The organism is Nostoc sp. ChiSLP03a (assembly GCF_034531215.2).
Lineage (GTDB): Bacteria > Cyanobacteriota > Cyanobacteriia > Cyanobacteriales > Nostocaceae > Nostoc.
In genome coordinates, this window is record NZ_JAVRBQ020000104.1 from 58,929 (window position 1) to 79,439 (window position 20,511).

At 41.5% G+C, this 20,511-nt stretch carries 12 protein-coding genes and 1 tRNA gene; 9 read left to right on the plus strand and 4 right to left on the minus strand.

All coding sequences use genetic code 11. The features are described from left to right. Positions 1-452 precede the first annotated feature (452 nt). Positions 453-6,101: an AAA family ATPase gene (locus RMY32_RS17385; RefSeq protein ID WP_322710146.1), complete on the plus strand. Its 5,649-nt coding sequence runs from the start codon at positions 453-455 to the stop codon at positions 6,099-6,101. A gap of 184 nt (positions 6,102-6,285) precedes the next feature. Here RMY32_RS17385 and RMY32_RS17390 read toward each other — a convergent pair whose 3' ends face one another. Both RMY32_RS17390 and RMY32_RS17395 read right to left on the minus strand, forming a co-directional pair. Beyond that, positions 6,286-6,780, minus strand: a complete 495-nt coding sequence (locus tag RMY32_RS17390; RefSeq protein ID WP_322710147.1) for a GNAT family N-acetyltransferase — start codon at positions 6,778-6,780, stop codon at positions 6,286-6,288. A gap of 265 nt (positions 6,781-7,045) precedes the next feature. Further along, a complete protein-coding gene (locus tag RMY32_RS17395) occupies positions 7,046-8,215 on the minus strand; it encodes an RpoD/SigA family RNA polymerase sigma factor (protein WP_322693054.1) in 1,170 nt (389 codons plus the stop codon). Positions 8,216-9,021: 806 nt separating this feature from the next. Here RMY32_RS17395 and priA point away from each other — a divergent pair. The 6 genes from priA to RMY32_RS17425 all read left to right on the plus strand — a co-directional run bounded on the left by priA (position 9,022) and on the right by RMY32_RS17425 (position 17,954). Then, complete coding sequence (priA, locus tag RMY32_RS17400) at positions 9,022-11,664, plus strand: primosomal protein N' (RefSeq protein ID WP_322710148.1); 2,643 nt, start codon at positions 9,022-9,024, stop codon at positions 11,662-11,664. Between the two features lie 936 nt (positions 11,665-12,600). Then, positions 12,601-14,799, plus strand: coding sequence for an Ig-like domain-containing protein (locus RMY32_RS17405; RefSeq protein WP_322710149.1), 2,199 nt, complete (start codon positions 12,601-12,603; stop codon positions 14,797-14,799). A gap of 550 nt (positions 14,800-15,349) precedes the next feature. Continuing rightward, positions 15,350-16,120: a TIGR04255 family protein gene (locus RMY32_RS17410; protein ID WP_322710151.1), complete on the plus strand. Its 771-nt coding sequence runs from the start codon at positions 15,350-15,352 to the stop codon at positions 16,118-16,120. Then, positions 16,107-16,898, plus strand: a complete 792-nt coding sequence (locus tag RMY32_RS17415; RefSeq protein WP_322710153.1) for a hypothetical protein — start codon at positions 16,107-16,109, stop codon at positions 16,896-16,898. Before RMY32_RS17410 ends, RMY32_RS17415 begins: the two co-directional genes overlap by 14 nt. Then, positions 16,891-17,490 carry a hypothetical protein gene (locus tag RMY32_RS17420; RefSeq protein ID WP_322710154.1) on the plus strand — a complete coding sequence of 200 codons (600 nt, stop codon included), beginning with the start codon at positions 16,891-16,893 and terminating at the stop codon, positions 17,488-17,490. The genes RMY32_RS17415 and RMY32_RS17420 overlap by 8 nt, the downstream gene beginning before the upstream one ends. Before the next feature lie 125 nt (positions 17,491-17,615). Continuing rightward, entirely contained in the window at positions 17,616-17,954 is a 339-nt protein-coding gene (locus RMY32_RS17425) for a hypothetical protein (protein ID WP_409883291.1), read from the plus strand. Positions 17,955-17,967: 13 nt separating this feature from the next. On the opposite strand, the gene RMY32_RS17430 is transcribed toward RMY32_RS17425, so the two are convergent. Further along, on the minus strand, positions 17,968-18,156 hold the full coding sequence (locus tag RMY32_RS17430) for a hypothetical protein (protein ID WP_322710156.1): 189 nt from the start codon (positions 18,154-18,156) through the stop codon (positions 17,968-17,970). Positions 18,157-18,304: 148 nt separating this feature from the next. Beyond that, positions 18,305-18,376: transfer RNA gene (locus RMY32_RS17435), tRNA-Thr, on the minus strand. A gap of 377 nt (positions 18,377-18,753) precedes the next feature. Here RMY32_RS17435 and argF point away from each other — a divergent pair. Next, positions 18,754-19,674, plus strand: a complete 921-nt coding sequence (gene argF / locus RMY32_RS17440) for an ornithine carbamoyltransferase (RefSeq protein ID WP_322710157.1) — start codon at positions 18,754-18,756, stop codon at positions 19,672-19,674. 217 nt (positions 19,675-19,891) lie between these two features. Then, positions 19,892-20,497, plus strand: coding sequence for a transcriptional repressor LexA (lexA, locus tag RMY32_RS17445; RefSeq protein WP_322710158.1), 606 nt, complete (start codon positions 19,892-19,894; stop codon positions 20,495-20,497). Positions 20,498-20,511 lie beyond the last annotated feature (14 nt).

A 20,511-nucleotide genomic window follows, 5' to 3' on the forward strand; every position in this document is an offset into this window, starting at 1 on the left:
ACAGGAAATAGGAAAAAAGGCATATATCCATACTGAGTCTATCAAATAGGAGTCCTAGTTCGCTAAATTATAATTATGAAAATTTAGTAAACTCTACTGATTACCATAAAACTACTGCAAGAACCCAAATTTATTTTTCGTGCAGCTCCCTTAGAGAATGTTTAAAAAGTCGTAAAGTATGCCAGAAATCCCGTTTCCATTCCTTTCCCCATTGGCGTCAGCCTATCGTCAGGCAAGCAAACAGAGGCTTTTAAACCCTCATTTAACCCACATTTACTTGTAGGGCATGGGTTAGGGGGGTTAAGTTTCCAAGGCTTAAAAGTTACCAAAAATACTTTTCAAACATCCTCTAAGATTAATGGGATAGATTCAAGTATAGTCAGTTGATTTAGCTCGATCGGGTTCTCAATTTTTACTAATGAATTGTGATAATTCGAGTGAATTAGGGAAAAATGAACTTAGGTTATCCAATAGCAACTTTTATGCTAGAGAATCGAGTCGATGTTCCCGGCTATCGAATTGGTGAGAGAATTTACACCAGCAGTCGCACTCTGGTTTACCGAGCTTTGCGAGAGAGCGATCGAACTGCTGTTGCGATCAAACTTCTTAAAAATTGTTATCCCAGTCTGATTGAGTTGGCTCAATTCAAAAATCAGTACACAATTACGAAAATCTTAAATGTTCCTGGGGTTGTTCGGATCTATAGCCTGGAAAATTGTCATAATCGACCCGCTCTGATCTTAGAAGACTTTGGCGGAATTTCTTTGAAGGAGTATGCTGACACTTGGAGACAGGGATTCAGAAATGTAGCAAGTGAAGAAAATATCTCACGCTTTTATCCTGAGTTTTTGAGCGAGTTTTTACAGATTGCGATCGCACTTGCTGATATCCTGGCCGATCTCTACCATCACCAAGTTATCCACAAGGATATCAAACCCGCCAATATCCTGATAAATCCGACTACAAAGGAGGTTAAACTCATTGACTTTAGCATTGCTTCACTGCTACCAAGAGTTAACCAACTTTCAACCAGCCCGACTGTTTTAGAAGGAACCCTTGCCTATATCTCGCCCGAACAAACCGGACGAATGAATCGGGGAATTGATTACCGCACTGACTTCTATTCTCTCGGAGTCACTTTCTATGAAATCTTAACTGGGCGATTACCATTTCAATCCGATGATTTGATGGAATTGGTGCATTGTCACATAGCGAAACAACCACCACTTTTAGGGAATAGAGAAGAGATTCCTCAAATTCTCTGTGATATCGTCATGAAACTGATGGCGAAGAATGCTGAAGACCGCTATCAGAATGCATTAGGGCTAAAGCACGATCTGCAAATTTGTTTGGAACAATTACAGGAGAGTGGAAATATTATCCCATTTCAGCTAGGGCATAAGGACGTTTGCGATCGCTTTACAATTCCCGAAAAACTCTATGGCCGAGAAGCAGAAGTGGCAATGCTACTAGCAACCTTTGAACGGGTGCGCCAGGGAACTTCTGAAATCATTCTGGTGGCAGGTTCCTCTGGTATTGGGAAAACGGCAATTGTCAACGAAGTTCACAAACCGATCGCCCGTCAGCGCGGATACTTTATTAAAGGCAAATTCGATCAATTTAATCGGAATATTCCCTTTTTTGCTTTGGTGCAAGCATTCCGGGACTTAATGGCACAACTACTGACAGAGAGCGATGCTCAAATTAACCAGTGGAAGACCCAAATTTTATCTACATTGGGTGAAAGTGGTCAAGTGATTATTGAGGTGATTCCAGAACTCGAACGAATCATTGGCAAACAGCCCTCTGTGCCGGAATTATCGGGTACTGCTGTCCAAAGCCGCTTCAATTTGCTATTTCAGAAATTCATTCAAGTATTCACAACTCAAGAGCATCCCCTGGTCATTTTCCTCGATGATTTACAATGGGCAGACTTGGCTTCTTTAAAACTGATGCATCTGTTGATGAGTGAAGCCAATAACTCTTATTTGCTAGTGATTGGAGCATATCGAGATAATGAAGTTTCTTCTGCACATCCCTTGATGTTGACCGTTGAGGAGATGCGTCAAGAGGCGATTACAATTAGCAGTATTGTCCTTTCTGCCCTTACCGAAGCCGACCTAAATCAACTGATTGCAGATACGCTGAAATATTCAGCAGAACAAGCAATTGCGATCGCCAATTTGGTGTATCAAAAGACCAAAGGTAATCCATTTTTCACTAACCAGTTTCTCAAATCGCTGCATGAAGATGGACTGATCGCCTTTGCCAGCAGAACAGGCGATTGGCAGTGCAATCTTGCTCAAATCCGGGCGCTTTCTTTTACAGAAGATATTGTAGAGTTTGTGGTGCTGCAACTCCAAAAATTGCGATCGCAGACGCAGGATGTTCTCAAACTGGCCGCTTGTGTTGGCAATCAGTTTGATTTAGAAACCCTATCGATTGTCTATGAAAAATCTCCAGCCCAAACCGCAGCAGATTTGTGGCCATCTCTCAAGGATGGATTAATTTTGCCCGGTGGTGAAGGGTATACATTCTTTCAGAATGAGTCTGTTGTCATAGATGATTTGACAAACGATCGCGGATCGATAACTATTACCTACAAATTCTTCCACGATCGCATTCAACAAGCCGCTTATTCACTAATTCCGGCGAATCAGAAACCAGCAACTCACCTGAAGATTGGTCAATTGCTGTTGAGTAATACCCCGGAAACTGAGCAAGAATTGCTGATTTTTGAAATTGTCAACCAATTGAATCTTGGCAAAGAACTGATTGTATCTGTGCCCGATCGCGATCAACTGGCACAACTTAACCTACTGGCAGGAAAAAAAGCTAAATCTGCGACATCTTACCAGGTAGCAATTGAGTATTTAACTACCGGGATTGGTTTATTGAGATCCGACTGTTGGCACACTCAGTATGAATTGGCTCTAGCACTGCACGAATCAGCCGCCGAGGCTGCTTACCTTTGTGGTGCCCACGAACAGATGGAGCAATTGGCTCAAACAGTAATGCAGCAAGCCAAAACTTCACTAGATCAAATCAGCATTTACGAAACCAAAATCCAGGCGTATACAACTCAAAATAATGTAATAGGCGCGATCGCGATCGCTCGCCAGGGAATGAGTCTGTTCGGCGTGGTTTTTCCCGAAACATCTACCCCCGAAGATATTCAGCAAGCCCTTCAGGAAACTGCTGCCTTAATTAACGGGCGTGATATTGCTTCCTTGGTTGACTTACCCTTGATGACGGCAAAAGACAAGCTGGCTGTTAACCGAATTGTGGCAAACGTTGCTCCAGCCGTTTACACCGCCGAGCCAAATCTGTTTCCCCTAGTCATCCTGTCACAAGTCAAAGCATCAATTCAGTATGGCAATGCTCCATTTTCTGCCTTCTGTTATGCCGCTTATGGCATTCTGTTAAACGGAATTCTCCAAGATATTGAAAAAGCCTATCTCTTTGGCAACCTGGCTTTGGCACTAACTGACAAATTTAATATTAGCGACATCAAACCTACTGTATTTTATGTTACAGGTGCTTTTATCACCTATTTGAAGTCTCCACTACAAAAATCCTTACAGCTGATACTGGAGGGCTACAAAATTGCTCTGGAAACTAGAAATGTATACTACGTTGCCTTCAATACGAAAGACATCTGTCAGTATTCTTATTTTTTGGGGCGAGAACTGAAATCGTTAGAAGAAGATATCCGGGCTTACTGTCATGTTTTGGAAAATTTTAGGCAAGACATGGTTCTCAACTACTGCCGTGTCTTTTGGCAAACAGTTTTGAATTTGCTCGGCAAGGCTGAAAATCCCTGTATTTTAACAGGTGAGGTACTTGATGAAGCAAAATTTTTGACTCAAATGCATAATGCGAATGACTTGGTGGGGCCTCACTACTTCTGGCTACACAAGTTGATTCTCTGTTATTTGTTTGAAAATATCTCGCAAGCAGTGGAAACAGCTGCTCAAGCTAGAGTTTATCTAGTTGCAGGCACGGGCTATGCTACTGTGCAGATGTTTTATTTTTATGATTCATTGACGGCTCTGGCAGAATATTCTACAGCTACGGCCGATCGCCGAGAAATATTACTGGAGCGGGTGAGAGAAAACCAGGAAAAAATGAAAACATGGGCGCACCACGCACCCATGAATTATTTGCACAAATTTGAACTAGTAAAAGCCGAAGAATGCCGAGTCTTGGGACTGATGGCGCAGGCTGTGGATCTTTACGATCGCGCGATCGCTGGGGCAAAAGTCAATGGATACATTCAAGAAGTTGCCCTCGCCAATGAATTGGCTGCCCGATTTTACTTGGAATGGCACAAAGAAGCGTTGGTGTACCACTTTGTAGAAGCAAGCTACGCGCACCGTTCCCCAGGAAAGCACACGGAAGGTATGGCTCAAATTTACTTGATGAATGCCTATTACAGTTACCTAAAATGGGGAGCTGTAGCCAAAGTCAAACAGTTGGAGAGCCAATATCCGCAATTCTTGGCTTCGACGAGCCTTCAGGAGGAGGAAAATGCTTCTGCAAACTTTAGCCTCATCACTACAATCGGATTCACACACACTAGTTCCAGTGGGACAGAAGCGTTAGATTTAGTAACGGCGATCAAAGCCTCTCATGCGCTGGCTGGAGAAATTGAGTTAGAAAAGCTGTTGACAACTTTGATGCAGGTTGTAAGCGAAAACGCCGGAGCTGAAAAATCAGTACTCTTGCTGCTTCAAGAGGATAATTGGGTGGTTGCAGCTCAGAGAAACAGCAAAGCGATCGTCGAAGAGGAGCGATCTATGCCTTTGGATGAAAGCCTTGGGGGAAATCTGCACTCATTGCCTCTTTCAGCCAGTCAGGATATTCCTAAAACCGTGGTGAACTATGTATCGCGTACTTCCGAAACCTTAGTGCTAGATGATGCCCGCAAAGAAACCACTTTTGCCAACGATCCCTACATTATTCAATGGCAACCTAAAAGCTTGCTATGTACGCCTATTCACAATCGCGGCCAGATCGTTGGCATCCTATACCTAGAAAACAGTTTGACGACTGGAGCCTTTACCCAAAACCGTCTTGAAGTTTTGCGGCTGCTTACAGCACAAGCTGCCATCTCGCTGCAAAATGCCATGTTGTATAACAATCTCGCTGTAGCAAAAGCCCAAGTAGAGGATTACAGCCATACCTTAGAGCAAAAGGTAGAGCAGAGAACTTTTGAGTTGAATGATAAAAATCAGCATCTCTCGGAAACTTTAGAACAACTGCAACACACCCAAAGCCAACTGATTCAAACTGAAAAAATGTCTTCATTGGGGCAAATGGTGGCAGGTATCGCCCACGAAATTAACAATCCGATTAACTTTATCTATGGCAACGTCACCTATACCAATGAATATTGTCAAAATTTGCTGCACTTGGTCGAGCTGTATCAACACTACTATCCTCAACCATTTGCTGAGATTCAAGAAGAACTAGAGGCCATAGATTTAAACTTCCTCAAATCTGACCTCCAAAAATTACTGCAATCAATGAAAATAGGAGCAGATCGCATCCGCCAGATTGTTCTTTCTCTCCGCAATTTCTCGCGCCTAGATGAGGCTGAAATGAAAACTGTCAATCTTCATGAAGGTATTGACAGCACCTTGTTAATTTTACAGCACCGTCTAGAAGAGAAAACATACCGCCCCGCAATTAATGTGATTAAGGAATATGCCCAACTGCCTGAAGTAAATTGCTACGCTAGTCAGATCAATCAAGTGTTTATGAATATTCTTAGCAATGCTATTGATGCATTAGATTCATTATTCACAACTGAACATACACAAACAAAAATCCCCACCATCGAAATCCGTACCAAAATGACTGAGGCTGATACAATAACCATTCAAATTGCAGATAATGGGTCTGGTATGTCTGAAAAGGTGAAGCAGCATTTATTTGACCCATTTTTTACGACAAAACCTATTGGCACAGGAACAGGCTTAGGATTATCGATTAGCTACTCTATTGTAGAAAAACATGGGGGACGAATAAGTGTAATCTCGGAGCTAGGAAAAGGAGCAGAATTTTCCGTCTATATACCGTTAAATTCAGTAAAGTGAAAAGTTCTAAGATCGGGTTTAGCACGTCAGAGTAATGGCATCTCAATCAAGCTTGACTTTTTGTAATTAAAAATTAAAAATGTAATTTTTTACAACACAACCTATAATTTAACAGTATCTTTTTCCCTGAGAAAAATTTAAAGATAAAACAAGACAATTTTTATCTTGTTTCATCTTTAAATTTTTATTTAACAGATCCTAACTGAGTAAGCGCATGTTCTGTAACACGACAAATTCGCCAATCATCTAATATAGAGGCTCCCATACTACGGTAAAATGCTTGGGCTGACTCGTTCCAATCTAAGACACTCCACTCTAATCGCCCACAATCACGTTCCACAGCTATCTGAGCGACTTTAGTCAACAGAGCCTTACCAATACCTTGCCTGCGATATTCTGGTAAAACAAATAAATCTTCCAGATAAATTCCCGGCTTAGTCAGAAATGTTGAATAATTATGAAAAAACAGCGCAAAACCAACAGCTTGACCCGCAGATTCCGCTAATATTGCCTCTATATACCTTTGCGAACCAAATAAATGCTCCTGAAGTGCTAGAGCATTGCCAGTAACAGCGTGAGATAATTTTTCATATTCTGCAAGTCCCTCAATTAATTTAAACAATACGCTGCAATCGGCTGGTTGGGCAAAACGCACAATCAAATTGCTATCCGAAGTCATTCGTCTATAGTCCATAGTTTATAGTCCATAGTCTATAGGCAACTGGGCAATTTTTTTGAGTATTGACTAAATAAGAGCCGAAAAACGCTACAAAACGCTTGATTTTTGCGAATTGCAAAGTTAATTATAGCAAGGGACTGGGGACTAGGAACTGGGGACTGGGTGAAAAGCCTTTTTGTGTCTAAATTTTATCATCTGTTAATGTCCTAACCATTTTGGCTGTTGCTATAAGTTCTAAATTGCATCTGTATCTTGAGCAATGAAATTAAATTAACCAACCTTTTAAGCGTTTAGCTATGTGAGGACGGCGCAATTTTCGCATGGCTTTGCTTTGAATTTGACGCACTCGCTCGCGAGAAAGATTGAACATATTGCCAACTTCTTCTAAAGTACATGGTTCGCTGGTTGTCAAACCATAACGCAGAGAAATCACATCTTTCTCTCGTGGAGTTAACACGTCACCCAAAACTTCCCAAATCTCCTGACGCATCATGTTTTCATTCATTTTTGCTTCAGGAGACAAGTTATCTTCATCTTCTAGCAAATCCATCAATTCCGTGTCTTCTTCTTTACCGACGCGATGGTTGAGAGAAAGTGCTTGTCGTCGTAGCTGTTGTAGCTGACGTAGTTGTTGCACGCTAATCTCCAAATATTCTGCCATTTCACCTTCGGTAGGATTACGACAGAGTTTTTGTTTGAGTTCTCGTTGAGCTTTTTTTAGCTTGTTAAGCTTTTCAACAATATGAATCGGTAGCCGAATTGTTCGCGCATCGTTAGCGATCGCTCTGGTAATCGCTTGTCTAATCCACCAATAGGCGTAAGTAGAAAACTTATATCCTTTATCGGGATCGAATTTTTCTGTAGCGCGATTTAAACCCATTGCTCCTTCTTGAATTAAATCTAGAAAAGGCACTCCCCGGTTTAAATATCGCTTGGCGATCGACACTACCAATCTCAAGTTAGAGCGAATCATTTTGCGTTTCGCGACTCTCCCTTGATACAAGCGATTTTCAAGTTGCTTTTCTGTCATCCCCAACTCGGAAGCCACTTCTAATTTGCTAGCTTCATGTTCCAGTTTTAACTCTAAAGCCGCTTGTATTTCTCTAAATTCCTCTATAAACCTGACTCGCCGCGCTAACTCTACTTCTTCATCAGCTTTTAAGAGCGGATAACGCGCCATTTCTTTAAAAAATGCGCCAACAGCATCATCATGTTCGGTTTTATTGTATCCTGAAGGACGAGCCGCCGCCATGTCATCTCCATCGCGTTCGTCCGATTCCAGATTTTCTACTACAATTGGAGATTCTTCTGCCACTGCATTTAAACTATCTAGTGATGGTTCTTCGATATCAGCAGCATTCTCCAGTATTTCCATTTTTCCCAATTCAACAATATTCATATTTTCCTTTAGGGATTGTTGCTTTGTTTGGTACATAATTCATTTACACCTACTCGTTTGAGGCTTGGTAGTTTTCCCTAATGGACGATGCACCCGTAAAAAATAGCGAAATATAGGCTGATGCTAATTTGTCTACAGAAATAAAAATCGGCATCTACCTAGTATCTTATAGGTTATAGTTAGATACAACCTATAACGAAACTGACCTTAGCACCCAATAAAGCTTTTTTTTTAGATTCCCAACAGATATATTCTTCATTTTTTTCTGAATTATCAAATATGTCAAACCCCCTCAAACTTTCTCAACCTTAACAAATATAAAAATTCCAGCTAATCATCCAAATTCCTTAAACTTTCATATATTTTTCTAAATATTTATAATGTTTTAGGCGCTGGAGTCCACTCTATAAAAGGAAGACCTACTAATGGGTTTACGCATTCCTGATTTGATTTCCAGTTACCTAGACGATCCAAATTACAAGAGTAAGAGCTTAATTTCGATCTGATATTACTTTGTATAAAAGCATCTCATATACAGAAAGGGTTGAATATCTACCGATAGGCGGAAAAAGGCTACTCCATATTTAGTAGATAGAGTAACTGTTGCAGCAATAGCCGACATGCTTTTATTTGTATAGTGGGCACCAAATATTTATTGCATATATAGTTGATACGAATTTGTCTAGTAGATTACATAAGAGGAAAATTATCAAGTATTATGAAGAATAACAGTATTGAGAAATACCATTTAAATTTAAGAAAGCGAAAAACTAAAGTTTAGTTAGCTAGGTTGATTTTGACCAGCTATGTGAGGAAAATATTTAATTATAAAATTAGCAACTATGTATATTAATGACATAAATTTATCTCCTTTAGTGGTGAGTGAACCAAGTGAATCATATAAGTCAGGTGAAACTGTTAATCGGTGGGTTGAAGTATTGGTAAACTGTCCAGGAAGTACAGGACTATTTACTTATCGATTGCCAGCCCAGTTAGAAATAAAACCAGGGGATATTTTGAGCGTGCCATTTGGAGCGCAACAATTAGGAGCGATCGCGATTCGATTACTGGCACAACCCAATATCGATTTACCACCAGAAAAAATCCGCGAAGTAGAAGATATAATCAGCGTTGGATTTTTCCCAAGTGCTTACTGGGAATTACTCAACCGAGTTGCTGCATATTACTATACGCCCCTGATTCAAGTAATCCGGGTTGCTCTGCCGCCAGGGTTACTGGGGCGATCGCAGCGTCGTATCCGCCTTGTGAGAGGCGAAGGGGCAGGGGAGCAGGGGGGCAGAGGGGCAGGGGGGAGTAGTTATTTACTGGCATCTGCCGATCCTTTGGCTTTTTTGACTCCAACTGCGCGGCAAGTTTGGGAACTTTTGCAAGGGCAGCCGGCGGGGGACTACAGTTTTATTTACCTGCAACAAAAAGTCAAATCTGCTTATCGGGGAATTCGGGAATTATTGCGATTTGGTTTAGTAGAAAGCTACTTAGAACCGCCGCGACTAACTCGACCAAAATTACAAAAAGCAGTTACGCTTACAAATACAATTGATCGAGAGTTAACTACTCGCCAACGAGAGATTTTAGAAGTGTTGCGGCGGCGTGGTGGGGAGTTGTGGCAAAATGAATTACTGCAAATTTGCAATGCTAGTCCCTCTATCCTCAAGACGCTGGCACAAAAAGGTTACATCGTCATCGAAGAACGGGAAGTATTGCGAACTGAACAAGGCCCAGCATTAGTAGGCGATGGTGCTAAATTTTTAACTACTGCCCAAGCTAGCGCCTTAGAAACAATTCAGACATTAAATGGATTTGCTCAAGTTTTATTGCATGGGGTGACAGGTTCAGGAAAAACCGAAGTATATTTGCAAGCGATCGCACCTCTCCTCAATCAAGGTAAATCTGCCCTGGTTTTAGTCCCAGAAATTGGACTCACACCCCAGCTAACCGATCGTTTTCGCGCTCGTTTTGGTAATAAAGTCAGCGTTTATCACAGCGCCCTTTCAGATGGTGAACGTTATGACACTTGGCGACAAATGCTCGCAGAAGAACCCCAAGTTATCATTGGTACTCGCAGCGCCGTTTTCGCCCCTTTGCCCAACTTGGATTTAATTATTTTAGATGAAGAACACGATAGCAGCTTTAAACAAGATTCCCCCATACCTACCTACCACGCCCGCACCGTTGCCCAGTGGCGAGCCGAATTAGAAAATTGCCCCTTGGTGTTGGGTTCCGCTACGCCTTCGTTGGAAACTTGGGTAAGCGTGGGGAGGCAGGGGAGCAGAGGAGCAGGGGGAGAAGTCGTAACTCCTCACTCTTCACTCCTCACTCCTAACTCCTCACTCCTCACTCCTCACTCAGCACTCAGCACTCAGCACTCAGCACTCAGCACTCATTACTTAAGTTTGCCTGAGCGCATCAACTCCCGCCCTTTACCACCGGTGGAAATTGTCGATATGCGGCAAGAGTTACAGCAGGGAAATCGTTCTATATTTAGTAGATCGCTGCAAACAGCTTTAGAAGAGTTGCAAGAAAGAAAACAACAGGGAATTTTATTTATCCATCGCCGGGGACACAGTACTTTTGTATCTTGCCGCAGTTGTGGATATGTGTTGGAATGTCCGCATTGTGATGTGTCGCTGGCGTATCACCACACCGAAGAAAAAGCGCCGGAATTATTGCGGTGTCATTATTGTAACTATGCGCGATCGCACCCCAAATTTTGCCCTGATTGTAGTTCCCCTTATCTGAAATTTTTCGGTAGCGGTACTCAACGGGTAACGCAGGAACTAGCAAGGCAGTTCCCAGAGTTGCGCTTGATTCGTTTTGATAGCGATACTACCCGCAATAAAGGCTCCCATCGTACCTTACTTACTCGGTTTGCCAACGGCGAAGCAGATTTGTTAGTCGGTACGCAAATGCTCACTAAAGGTTTGGATTTACCACAGGTGACACTTGTGGGTGTTGTCGCCGCCGATGGATTACTAAATTTATCAGATTATCGCGCCAGCGAACGAGCGTTTCAAACCTTGACTCAAGTCGCCGGACGTGCTGGTAGAGGTGAAGATCCCGGTAGAGTGATTGTGCAGACTTATACTACAGAGCATCAGGTAATTGCAGCAGTGCGATCGCACGATTATCAATCTTTCTCTCAAGCTGAATTGGAACAACGCCAAGCACTCAATTATCCTCCATACGGGCGGTTAATTTTGTTGCGTTTAAGTAGTCTCGACCCGATTCAAGTGCAAAATACAGCGCAAGTTATTACTACAGCCTTGAGTACAGAAGAAGAATTTGAGATATTAGGCCCAGCACCAGCGAGTGTTTTACGAGTAGCTAATCGTTATCGCTGGCAAATATTGATTAAATTTGCCCCTGATGCCTTACCGCGATTACCAGATTGGGAAGAAGTGCGATCGCTTTGTCCTTCATCTGTAAGTTTAACTATTGATGTAGACCCGTTAAATATTATGTGATCGTTATGCGATCGGAAATTACTACCCCACCCAGTTGCGCACTGATAAATAAAGCTGATTTGCTTAGTAATTAAGTTAATCTTTGCATAATCCACCTTCAGATAGATGAGTGAATTAGAATATCATCTTATTACAAAGGTAAGTATAGATATTGAAAAATTTTTCCTGATTTACTGTCAAACTTATATCATGTTCGGCTGATTACTTAATAAAATATCTCCATGTTCGTGTTGGGTTTCATTATTGTTAAACACAACATAAATATGGATAAAATATTAGGTTTTGTTTTTCAAAGGCCACTTGCTTGGTTGTCAAGAAACCCCCAGATGTTAGCGGTAGCATCTTTAAGAGTTGCTGTGCTATTAGCGTTTGCCTAGCGTCTCCTTTGGGAGAAGAGAAGGCTTTACGCTGCACTATCGCCCTTGCTGGCTCTCCAAACTATAGATATTACAAACATCAACTACCCTGATATTAGTTTTGTATTAACAGCACAGATAGAAATGAACTCTGCCAGCACCAATTCATATCGTATCCATTTAAAGACTTATCATTAAGATGGCAAGGAGTAGGGGGAAAAGAGTTTCCTGATTTTTGCACAGATGCGGGAATTATAACTAATTAGGCGGACATGATATTAAGGTTGGTTTACGGTAATAATTTTGAAGATTTATTGCTTTTTACGTAATCATGCTGTGCCAAGTTGAGGCATTAGAAAGTTCCCTTATAATTCTCTTAAAAACAAGTTGAGTATTGATGTATAAAAAGTATTTAATAAATACTTTTTATACATTCTGGAGAAATGAGTTCCCTAAGACTTGCGGTCATTACGTTCGTTTATAGCTAGTGAAGGATTGCCAAGAATAATCATTGCAGATACTTGGCCAATGTTAATGGACTACTCACTTATCAACTACGAACACAACAGCAAGGCATACTATGATTTACAAGATCAAACCCAAAATACTGGTATTAGCAATTGTTCAAGGGATTGCTTTTCAACCAAATAATGCTCCTGTACCATCTGGATATATTAAAGATATCGGTCAAGCCTACAATGATACTAGAGGTTTTGGTTGGGTGCGTGAAGATAGCTTAGGCAATAGTACACCTACTCCCCTTGATATCCAACTCAATACACGCGATCGCAACCAAAGTGGCATCGATCGGCGACTAAATAGACTGATTCATCTGCAATATCCTCCTAGCAATGCGGGAACAGGAGTAACCATACCTGCTGCTTGGGAATATGCCCTATCTAATGGTTCCTACAATGTGACTGTTAGCGTCGGTGATGCTATTAACAGTGTAAATAGTAAGCACCAGATCAATATAGAAGGGACGGCTGCTATTTCTGGCTTTGTACCAACGGCAACCAAAAAGTTTGCCGCAATTACCCGGATTGTTAATGTTGCCGATGGCAAACTCACAATTGATGCTAAAGGTGGTAAGAATACCAAGCTCAACTATATTGCGATCGCACCAGGTAATCGTCCCTCGATCAGAACGACCAATCCTAATGATGGTCAGACAAACATGCCGCCAGATATCGCGATTACAGCAGACCTAAATCTCCCCAACAGTGGGATTGCAGTTAATACTATTTCCGGCTCAACCATTAAGCTGATTGATTCTAGTACTAATACGCAAGTCAATGCCAATTACAACACTTCTGGTGGTGGAGATGTAATTGTAGTGTCCCCAATAAATCAGCTTAAGAACAATACCAAATATTTGTTACAAATCACCGATGGGGTTAAAGATAGCAGTGGTGCTGCATTCTTACCCTATAGCATCAGTTTCACAACAGGCGTGTTTGTGAAGCCAGTAAGCAATATTACTTTCGAGCAAATCTCACTAGCGAATGTACCTATCAAGCCTTACACCACAGTATTGATTGGGCCTGACAATAAACTCTATGCTGCCACCTTACTAGGTGAGATTTTGCGTTTCCCGATCAATGCTGATGGCACTCTGGGTATGCCACAAACGATTTCCTCATTGCAGACTGCAAATGGTGGTAATCGAACGATCGTTGGTATGCACTTCGATCCCTCATCAACAAATGCTAACAACCTAATTCTCTGGGTAACAAATAACTACTATTGGAATGCAAAAGCTGATGCGCCAGAGTGGAGTGGTAAGATTACTCGTTTAAGCGGTACCAATCTAGAGACAGTAAAAGACTATGTAGTTGATTTACCGCGATCGAGCCGGGATCATCTAACCAATAGCATTGAATTTAAGCCCAATGAGCCAAACGTGCTCTATGTATTGCAGGGTAGTAATAGTAGTACTGGCGCACCAAACACTGCCTGGAGTAATCGTCCTGAGCAGTTGTTAACTGCTGCTGTATTACGAGTTGACTTGTCCAAAATTACCTCACCTCCTTTAAGCGTTAAGACGGAGGATGGAGGTACTTATAACCCCTTTAAAGCGGACGCGCCTGTAACTATCTTTGCTAGTGGTATACGTAATGCCTACGATCTGGTTTGGCACAGCAATGGTCAGTTGTATGTACCAACGAATGGTTCGGCGGCTGGTGGCAATACGCCAAATACACCTATCCCCCTACCTCTTGCCTGCCACAACCGGATTGATAAGGCTACTAATGGGGCATATACTAGTCCATCTGTGCCTGCTCTTAGCAGTCTAGGCACACAGCGAGACTTTCTGTTTCGGGTTGTTAAAAATGGTTATTACGGTCATCCCAATCCGAAGCGTTGTGAGTGGGTGTTGAGTGGAGGAAATCCTACAGCTGGTACAGATCCAGTTCAGATAAGTGAATATCCCGTTGGTACTCTACCTGACCGGAATTGGAAAGGTATTGCCTTCGATTTCGGAGAGCATTTTTCACCTAATGGTATTATTGAATATCGTAGTCATGTTTTAGGTGGACAGCTGCAAGGCAAACTGCTAGTGACACGCTTCAGTTCAGGGAAAGACATCATTGTGCTAACCCCAGGTGGCGCAAAGTTGGATATTGTAAGTTCCCAAACGGGTATTACTGGCTTCACTGGTTTTAATCCAAGTCCATTGGATTTGATTGAGAATCCCACGAATGGAAATCTCTACGTGGCACAACTCAGTCAAGAGACGGGCACGGGCAAAATTACACTTCTGCGTCCACTTAATTAATATCAGTATCGAGCGATCGCATTGGACTGATTAAAAACCGTATCGCCCAAAACAAACAGATGTATAAAGAGGGCTTACAAGATGCTAGAGAGTTCATGCTTGAGGAATATTCTCTCAATGTAGAGTTAGCCTCTGCCAATTGGGAATTGGTTGACCTAAAAATCACGGGTGAAGAGAAGTACAGGGAAACGATTGAGCATAATATCTAAAGGATTATGCAGGCTGAGGATAACCGCTTCAGAAAACAACAGAGTCAACTTGATGAATCCAACAGGACTTACGCAACTGGCACCATTGCTTGTGCCAGTTGCGTAAGTCCTGAATTTATTTGCTCAAGGGACTTTACCGAAATCACCTTCTCTGTAGGATGCTGTTCGCGTTCACCATCCAAACGGGTAGTTTTGTGTGGGGGCAGGATTGTGAGTTTATAAATAACTTTTTACGAAGCTAGGCTTAGATACCATAAAATTATTGAACAGTATTCATTATTTGTTCGTCCTAAAGTTGTAGTTAATTATAAATGTGAGGTTATGCCAAATTTAGGTAATCTATGACACGCCGTCAGTATCCTAACCCACCAATAGAAGAAGCGGTCTGTGAGTTTCGCTTTGCCCCAGGCCCAGTGTGGAATTTTACAATACCTGGTTTATTCTATGAAAAGATAAGAGATTTTTACACAGGTGAACCACAACGACAGACTTCTATAGAGACTGAATTCCAAGTCAGATCCCAGTCTCTAAACCCTGAACTTACGGTAAGACCGGGCTGGACTAAGCTTCTGTTACCCTCTGCGGATGCTAACAAATTAGTGGCTGTAGTCCCTGATCTGGTGAGCGTCCACGCCTTGCGTCCTTACGAGGGGTGGGATGAGTTCAAACAAAGAATTGATCGGGCGTTTGATGTCTATGTAGACGTTGCTAAACCTGTTGGCGTAACGCGTATTGCTCTTCGTTACATAAATCAAATAGCTATTCCAACTAACTTGGAAATTGAACTTAGCGATTATTTCACAATATATCCTCAAGTTCCAGCAGATGGCATTCCAAGTAGGATGTCAGCATTCTTAACTCGAACTGAGTTAATCTATGAAGATATACCAATAAGGCTAGTATTAAATTTTTCGGATGCTGTATCACCTCCTGGAAAAGCTGGACAAGTTGTAATTGTCCTTGATTTAGAAATTTCTCAAGAATGGGTAGAAAAACCTCTACCTCTAGAAGAGGCACTTTCCACTTTATATGAATTAAGACAAAGAGAAGGGCAAGCCTTTGAGAGTTTAATTACCGATCGCACAAGGGAGTTGTTCGATGTTATTGAGTAAAGATCATTATTCTGCGAAGGACAATCATTGCAATTTAGAGACAACAACGCTATCTCAGATACATAGCAAATTAGCCCAACCTCCGCTTTCTCAATCAGCAGAAGGCTTACAAGGTGCATCGATTGGGCAAAACATCAATCATGGTGTTATTGCAACAGACAGAACATCAACTCTAGGGAATTGGAAATATCAGTCTAAGATAGTTGCCTCTTCATCTCAAAGGGTCAAAGCTATCTTTGAAGAATCTGATAATTGTGCGGTTCTAGAATTTTCAAGCCAGAGCTATTCCCCATATCCCAAAACTCACAGAAGAATTGCCGAATTAGGAGCCGACAATGAAACTTATAAATACACCATAGAATGGTTAGACAAACTACGTAGCGTTGTTGCTGCTAACCAAATGTGGTGGAACGAACCATTGGTAAATTTGAGCCTTGACTCAGAAATAGTTCTTGAATGGTGGCACGAAACCAAAAAGTTAACTGTTTCTATTCTGGGAAATACCGCAGAATACATCAAAGTTTGGGGGACTGACATTGACAATGAAATGGAAGACGGCACGTCTTCATCACTTGCTGAACTTACGGATTTATGGAAGTGGTTGAGTCATGAAGATTTAGAAGATGAGCCTAGATTGCATCGTGATGATAAATTTTCTGTTGCCCATAAGCCAGAAGTTTTATTCTCAAAACCCATTGAGCTTCAGACTACGGATCTACCACCTTGGAAGCCCCGTATAACAATTGATCGTCGCATGATTGAGACTGAAGATGACTGAAACTTGGTATGAACTCGTAAAAGCAAGCACCAAGTTGACGCAGGGAGATATAATTTTTAACTGCCCTATACTCACCTGGAAGCCAGAGATACCGCAGATACAAGCGACAGAAACAGAAATTGAAGTACTAAAAGGGGCTGTTGATGCTATCCAGGCTGATGTTGTGGTTATGTCTCAAGCTTGTGACCTAGAAAATGAAAAAGTGAGCAATGTTATTTTATGCCCTCACCTTTCTCTTTCCGCCTACCGAAAAGATTGGGAAGATCAAATGAAGGTATTTGGGCACAATCCTACAGAAAAAGCATGGAAAAGACTTTGTGATGATATCCGTGATGGATATATGTGGAACTTAACCATGTTAAACAATGGTGCGATTAAAAATAAAGCCATTGGAGAGATGGATATAGAACATCGAATTGTTGATTTCCACGATGTTTATACGATTCCACGCAATTTTCTTGAGTCTGTTCTGGAGCAAAGATCGCATCCAAGATTACGCTTACTGCCACCGTATCGCGAGCATTTGTCACAAGCTTTTGCTCGCTTCTTTATGCGTGTTGGACTTCCGGTTGCCGCTTCTAAAGCTTGGTAAAGATAACAAAAAATATTTATAAAAAAGTTGCCTCTGAAGAGGATAAAAGCGATCGCCCTTGGTGATAAAAAATTTTTCAGCTAGCAATGATTTTTGCAGTCATGCGATCGCCCTATCAAGGGGTTATGAAAAATTTTTCAGGAATGGTGATTTTGGCGCTGATCTTGGAAGCTATAAGCAGAGAGCCAAAATTCCTATATCCAATGAAACTGATATTTTTAGGCACTGCTTTTGCTGTTTGTGTCTTGAGCGGCTGTTCTTCGCAGGGAGTACGTAGGCAAAGCCCGCCGCAGGCATCACAAGCTCCCTCAATCACCTCAACTTTGCGTGTTTTAAATACGAACCATAATGCAACCAAAAGTTTTATTTTTGGACTTGGTAAAAAATGCAGAGCAAGACACACTAATTTAATCGAAAATCTTGACCGAAAGTTCAAAATTTGGTTCAAAATGTCCACAATGTAGCTCAAAAATATATTTAGCCAAAAATTGAGCGATCAAGCGATCGCCTGAAAAACGTTGTAACCAACTGCCAATCAGGGCGGTCATCAAAAAGCGATCGCACCTGTTCAATTTCCAAAGTGCTGGGAATGCCCCTAACCTCTACTTTCACCCCTACTTTACCAGCTTTCAGACGATCATTAACTGCTTCAAGAGTCCATTTCATCGCCCGACACCCGAACTAAATTTGAACTAAATCTTTTCCACAGTTGACCATATTTCAAGGTAATTTAGCACAATATTAATATGCTAAATCGCGGAAGCAAGCATTACCAAAAAAGCAAAAACCCCTCAAATCTGGGGTTTTGCGTTAAAGCCAGCAGCGGGATTTGAACTCGCGACCTTCCGATTACAAGTCGGATGCACTACCACTGTGCTATGCTGGCAAGTCTGACGATTACTCTTAATTAGCAACCACGATTTCTTATTTTACCATAATCCATTTATTTGTCTAGCTGTAAATTCTAAAAAATATCTGCTTCATCCTAAATTAGGCTAAAAGACCAGAAATTTTAGCAATATCGATGCTTTTGTCGGTTTAAATGATTGTTCTGGCGTTGCCATTGTGATAAACCAGAAACAATCAGGCATTCTGAATCACTGATAAAGTTGATAAATTAATATTTATAGCAAATTTATAGCAAAAGCTAACTCAAATCCTGGGCTGAACCGAAAAATACCCGATCGGTTCTAAAACTATATTTTCTTGGCACAGCTGAATAAAGGAACAGAAATATATAATTATTTTTTACAGATTACAAGCATGGCAGCATTGCTCGGACGAGATTTATTAAGTCTAGCGGACATCAGTTCTACGGAACTTCAAGAACTCCTGCAATTGGCAACTCAACTTAAATCACAGGAGTTGAAGTTGCAGTGTAATAAAGTTTTGGGGTTGTTGTTCTCCAAAGCTTCAACTCGCACACGGGTAAGTTTTACTGTGGCGATGTACCAACTTGGTGGACAGGTAATCGATCTCAATCCTAATGTCACTCAAGTTAGTCGCGGGGAACCTTTGCAGGATACGGCGCGCGTATTAGATCGATATCTAGATATTTTGGCAATTCGTACTTTTGCGCAGCAAGATTTAGAAACTTTTGCTCGCTATGCCAAGATTCCGGTGATTAATGCGCTTACTGATACAGAACATCCTTGTCAGGTCTTAGCGGATTTATTGACAATTCAGGAAACCTTTAACACCCTTGCTGGGTTAACTTTAACCTACGTGGGTGATGGGAATAATATGGCTAATTCTCTGATGTTAGGCTGTGCTTTGGTGGGGATGAATGTCAGAATTGCCACTCCTAGCGGATATGAGCCAGATTCTCAGATTGTAGAACAAGCAAGAGCGATCGCTAATAACAAAACGGAAGTCCTCGTCACTCACGATCCAGAATTAGCAGCTAAGGGTTCTGCTGTACTTTACACTGATGTTTGGGCAAGTATGGGTCAAGAAACAGAAGCAGACAATCGGATGCCAATTTTTCAACCTTACCAAATTTCAGAGGAGCTATTAAGCCTTGCTGACCCAGAGGCAATTGTTTTACACTGCTTACCAGCCCATCGCGGTGAAGAAATTACCGAGGCAGTTATTGAAGGTTCTCAATCACGAGTTTGGGAACAAGCAGAAAATCGCCTGCACGCTCAAAAGGCTTTGCTTGCTAGTATTTTAGGGGCAAAATGAAAGGAGTTAAGAGTTAGGAGTTAGGAGTTAGGAGTCAAAATAGTGAGTGTGCAATTGGCTCCTAACTACTTGCTGGTAAAAAATCCGAAATAAATGGGTAAGAGAAAAGAGAATATTTTTACTTTTGCCTTTGATATTTTTAGTTTTCTATTGCTTATGGGGAGTTTTTTGTAGTACTAATGTTCTAAAGACATTTATAATTACTTCCCGCAAATTTATGGAACGTCTAACGGAAGCTCAACAAGAACTTTACGAATGGTTAGCAGAATACATCAAAACGCACCAGCATTCGCCTTCTATTCGGCAAATGATGCAAGCGATGAACTTGAAGTCACCAGCACCAATTCAAAGTCGTTTAGATCATTTACGCACAAAAGGATATATTGAATGGACTGAAGGACAAGCGCGAACGATTCGGATTTTGCATCCTGTGAAGCAAGGTGTACCAATTTTGGGCACGATCGCTGCTGGTGGTTTAATAGAACCGTTTACTGATGCTGTAGATCATCTAGACTTTTCTAATATCTCATTTCCTCCCCAAACCTATGCTTTGCGAGTAGCTGGCGATAGCATGATTGAAGATTTAATTGCTGATGGCGATGTGGTATTTCTGCGTCCAGTAGCAGAACCAAATCATTTAAAAAATGGTACTATTGTCGCCGCCAGAGTTGATGGGTTCGGTACTACTTTAAAGCGTTTTTATCGCCAAGGCGATCGCGTTACCCTGAAACCAGCAAATTCTAAGTACAATCCCATTGAAGTCATGGCTCAACAAGTACAGGTACAAGGTTCTCTCATAGGTGTTTGGCGAGGTTATAACTGAATTGGGGACTGGGG

Bases quoted from the DNA above. Each gene is read 5' to 3' on its own strand.
- RMY32_RS17385 (WP_322710146.1), top strand. From the start codon at position 453: ATGAACTTAGGTTATCCAATAGCAACTTTTATGCTAGAGAATCGAGTC.
- RMY32_RS17390 (WP_322710147.1), bottom strand. From the start codon at position 6,780: ATGACTTCGGATAGCAATTTGATTGTGCGTTTTGCCCAACCAGCCGAT.
- RMY32_RS17395 (WP_322693054.1), bottom strand. From the start codon at position 8,215: ATGTACCAAACAAAGCAACAATCCCTAAAGGAAAATATGAATATTGTT.
- priA (WP_322710148.1), top strand. From the start codon at position 9,022: ATGTATATTAATGACATAAATTTATCTCCTTTAGTGGTGAGTGAACCA.
- RMY32_RS17405 (WP_322710149.1), top strand. From the start codon at position 12,601: ATGATTTACAAGATCAAACCCAAAATACTGGTATTAGCAATTGTTCAA.
- RMY32_RS17410 (WP_322710151.1), top strand. From the start codon at position 15,350: ATGACACGCCGTCAGTATCCTAACCCACCAATAGAAGAAGCGGTCTGT.
- RMY32_RS17415 (WP_322710153.1), top strand. From the start codon at position 16,107: ATGTTATTGAGTAAAGATCATTATTCTGCGAAGGACAATCATTGCAAT.
- RMY32_RS17420 (WP_322710154.1), top strand. From the start codon at position 16,891: ATGACTGAAACTTGGTATGAACTCGTAAAAGCAAGCACCAAGTTGACG.
- RMY32_RS17425 (WP_409883291.1), top strand. From the start codon at position 17,616: ATGAAAAATTTTTCAGGAATGGTGATTTTGGCGCTGATCTTGGAAGCT.
- RMY32_RS17430 (WP_322710156.1), bottom strand. From the start codon at position 18,156: ATGAAATGGACTCTTGAAGCAGTTAATGATCGTCTGAAAGCTGGTAAA.
- argF (WP_322710157.1), top strand. From the start codon at position 18,754: ATGGCAGCATTGCTCGGACGAGATTTATTAAGTCTAGCGGACATCAGT.
- lexA (WP_322710158.1), top strand. From the start codon at position 19,892: ATGGAACGTCTAACGGAAGCTCAACAAGAACTTTACGAATGGTTAGCA.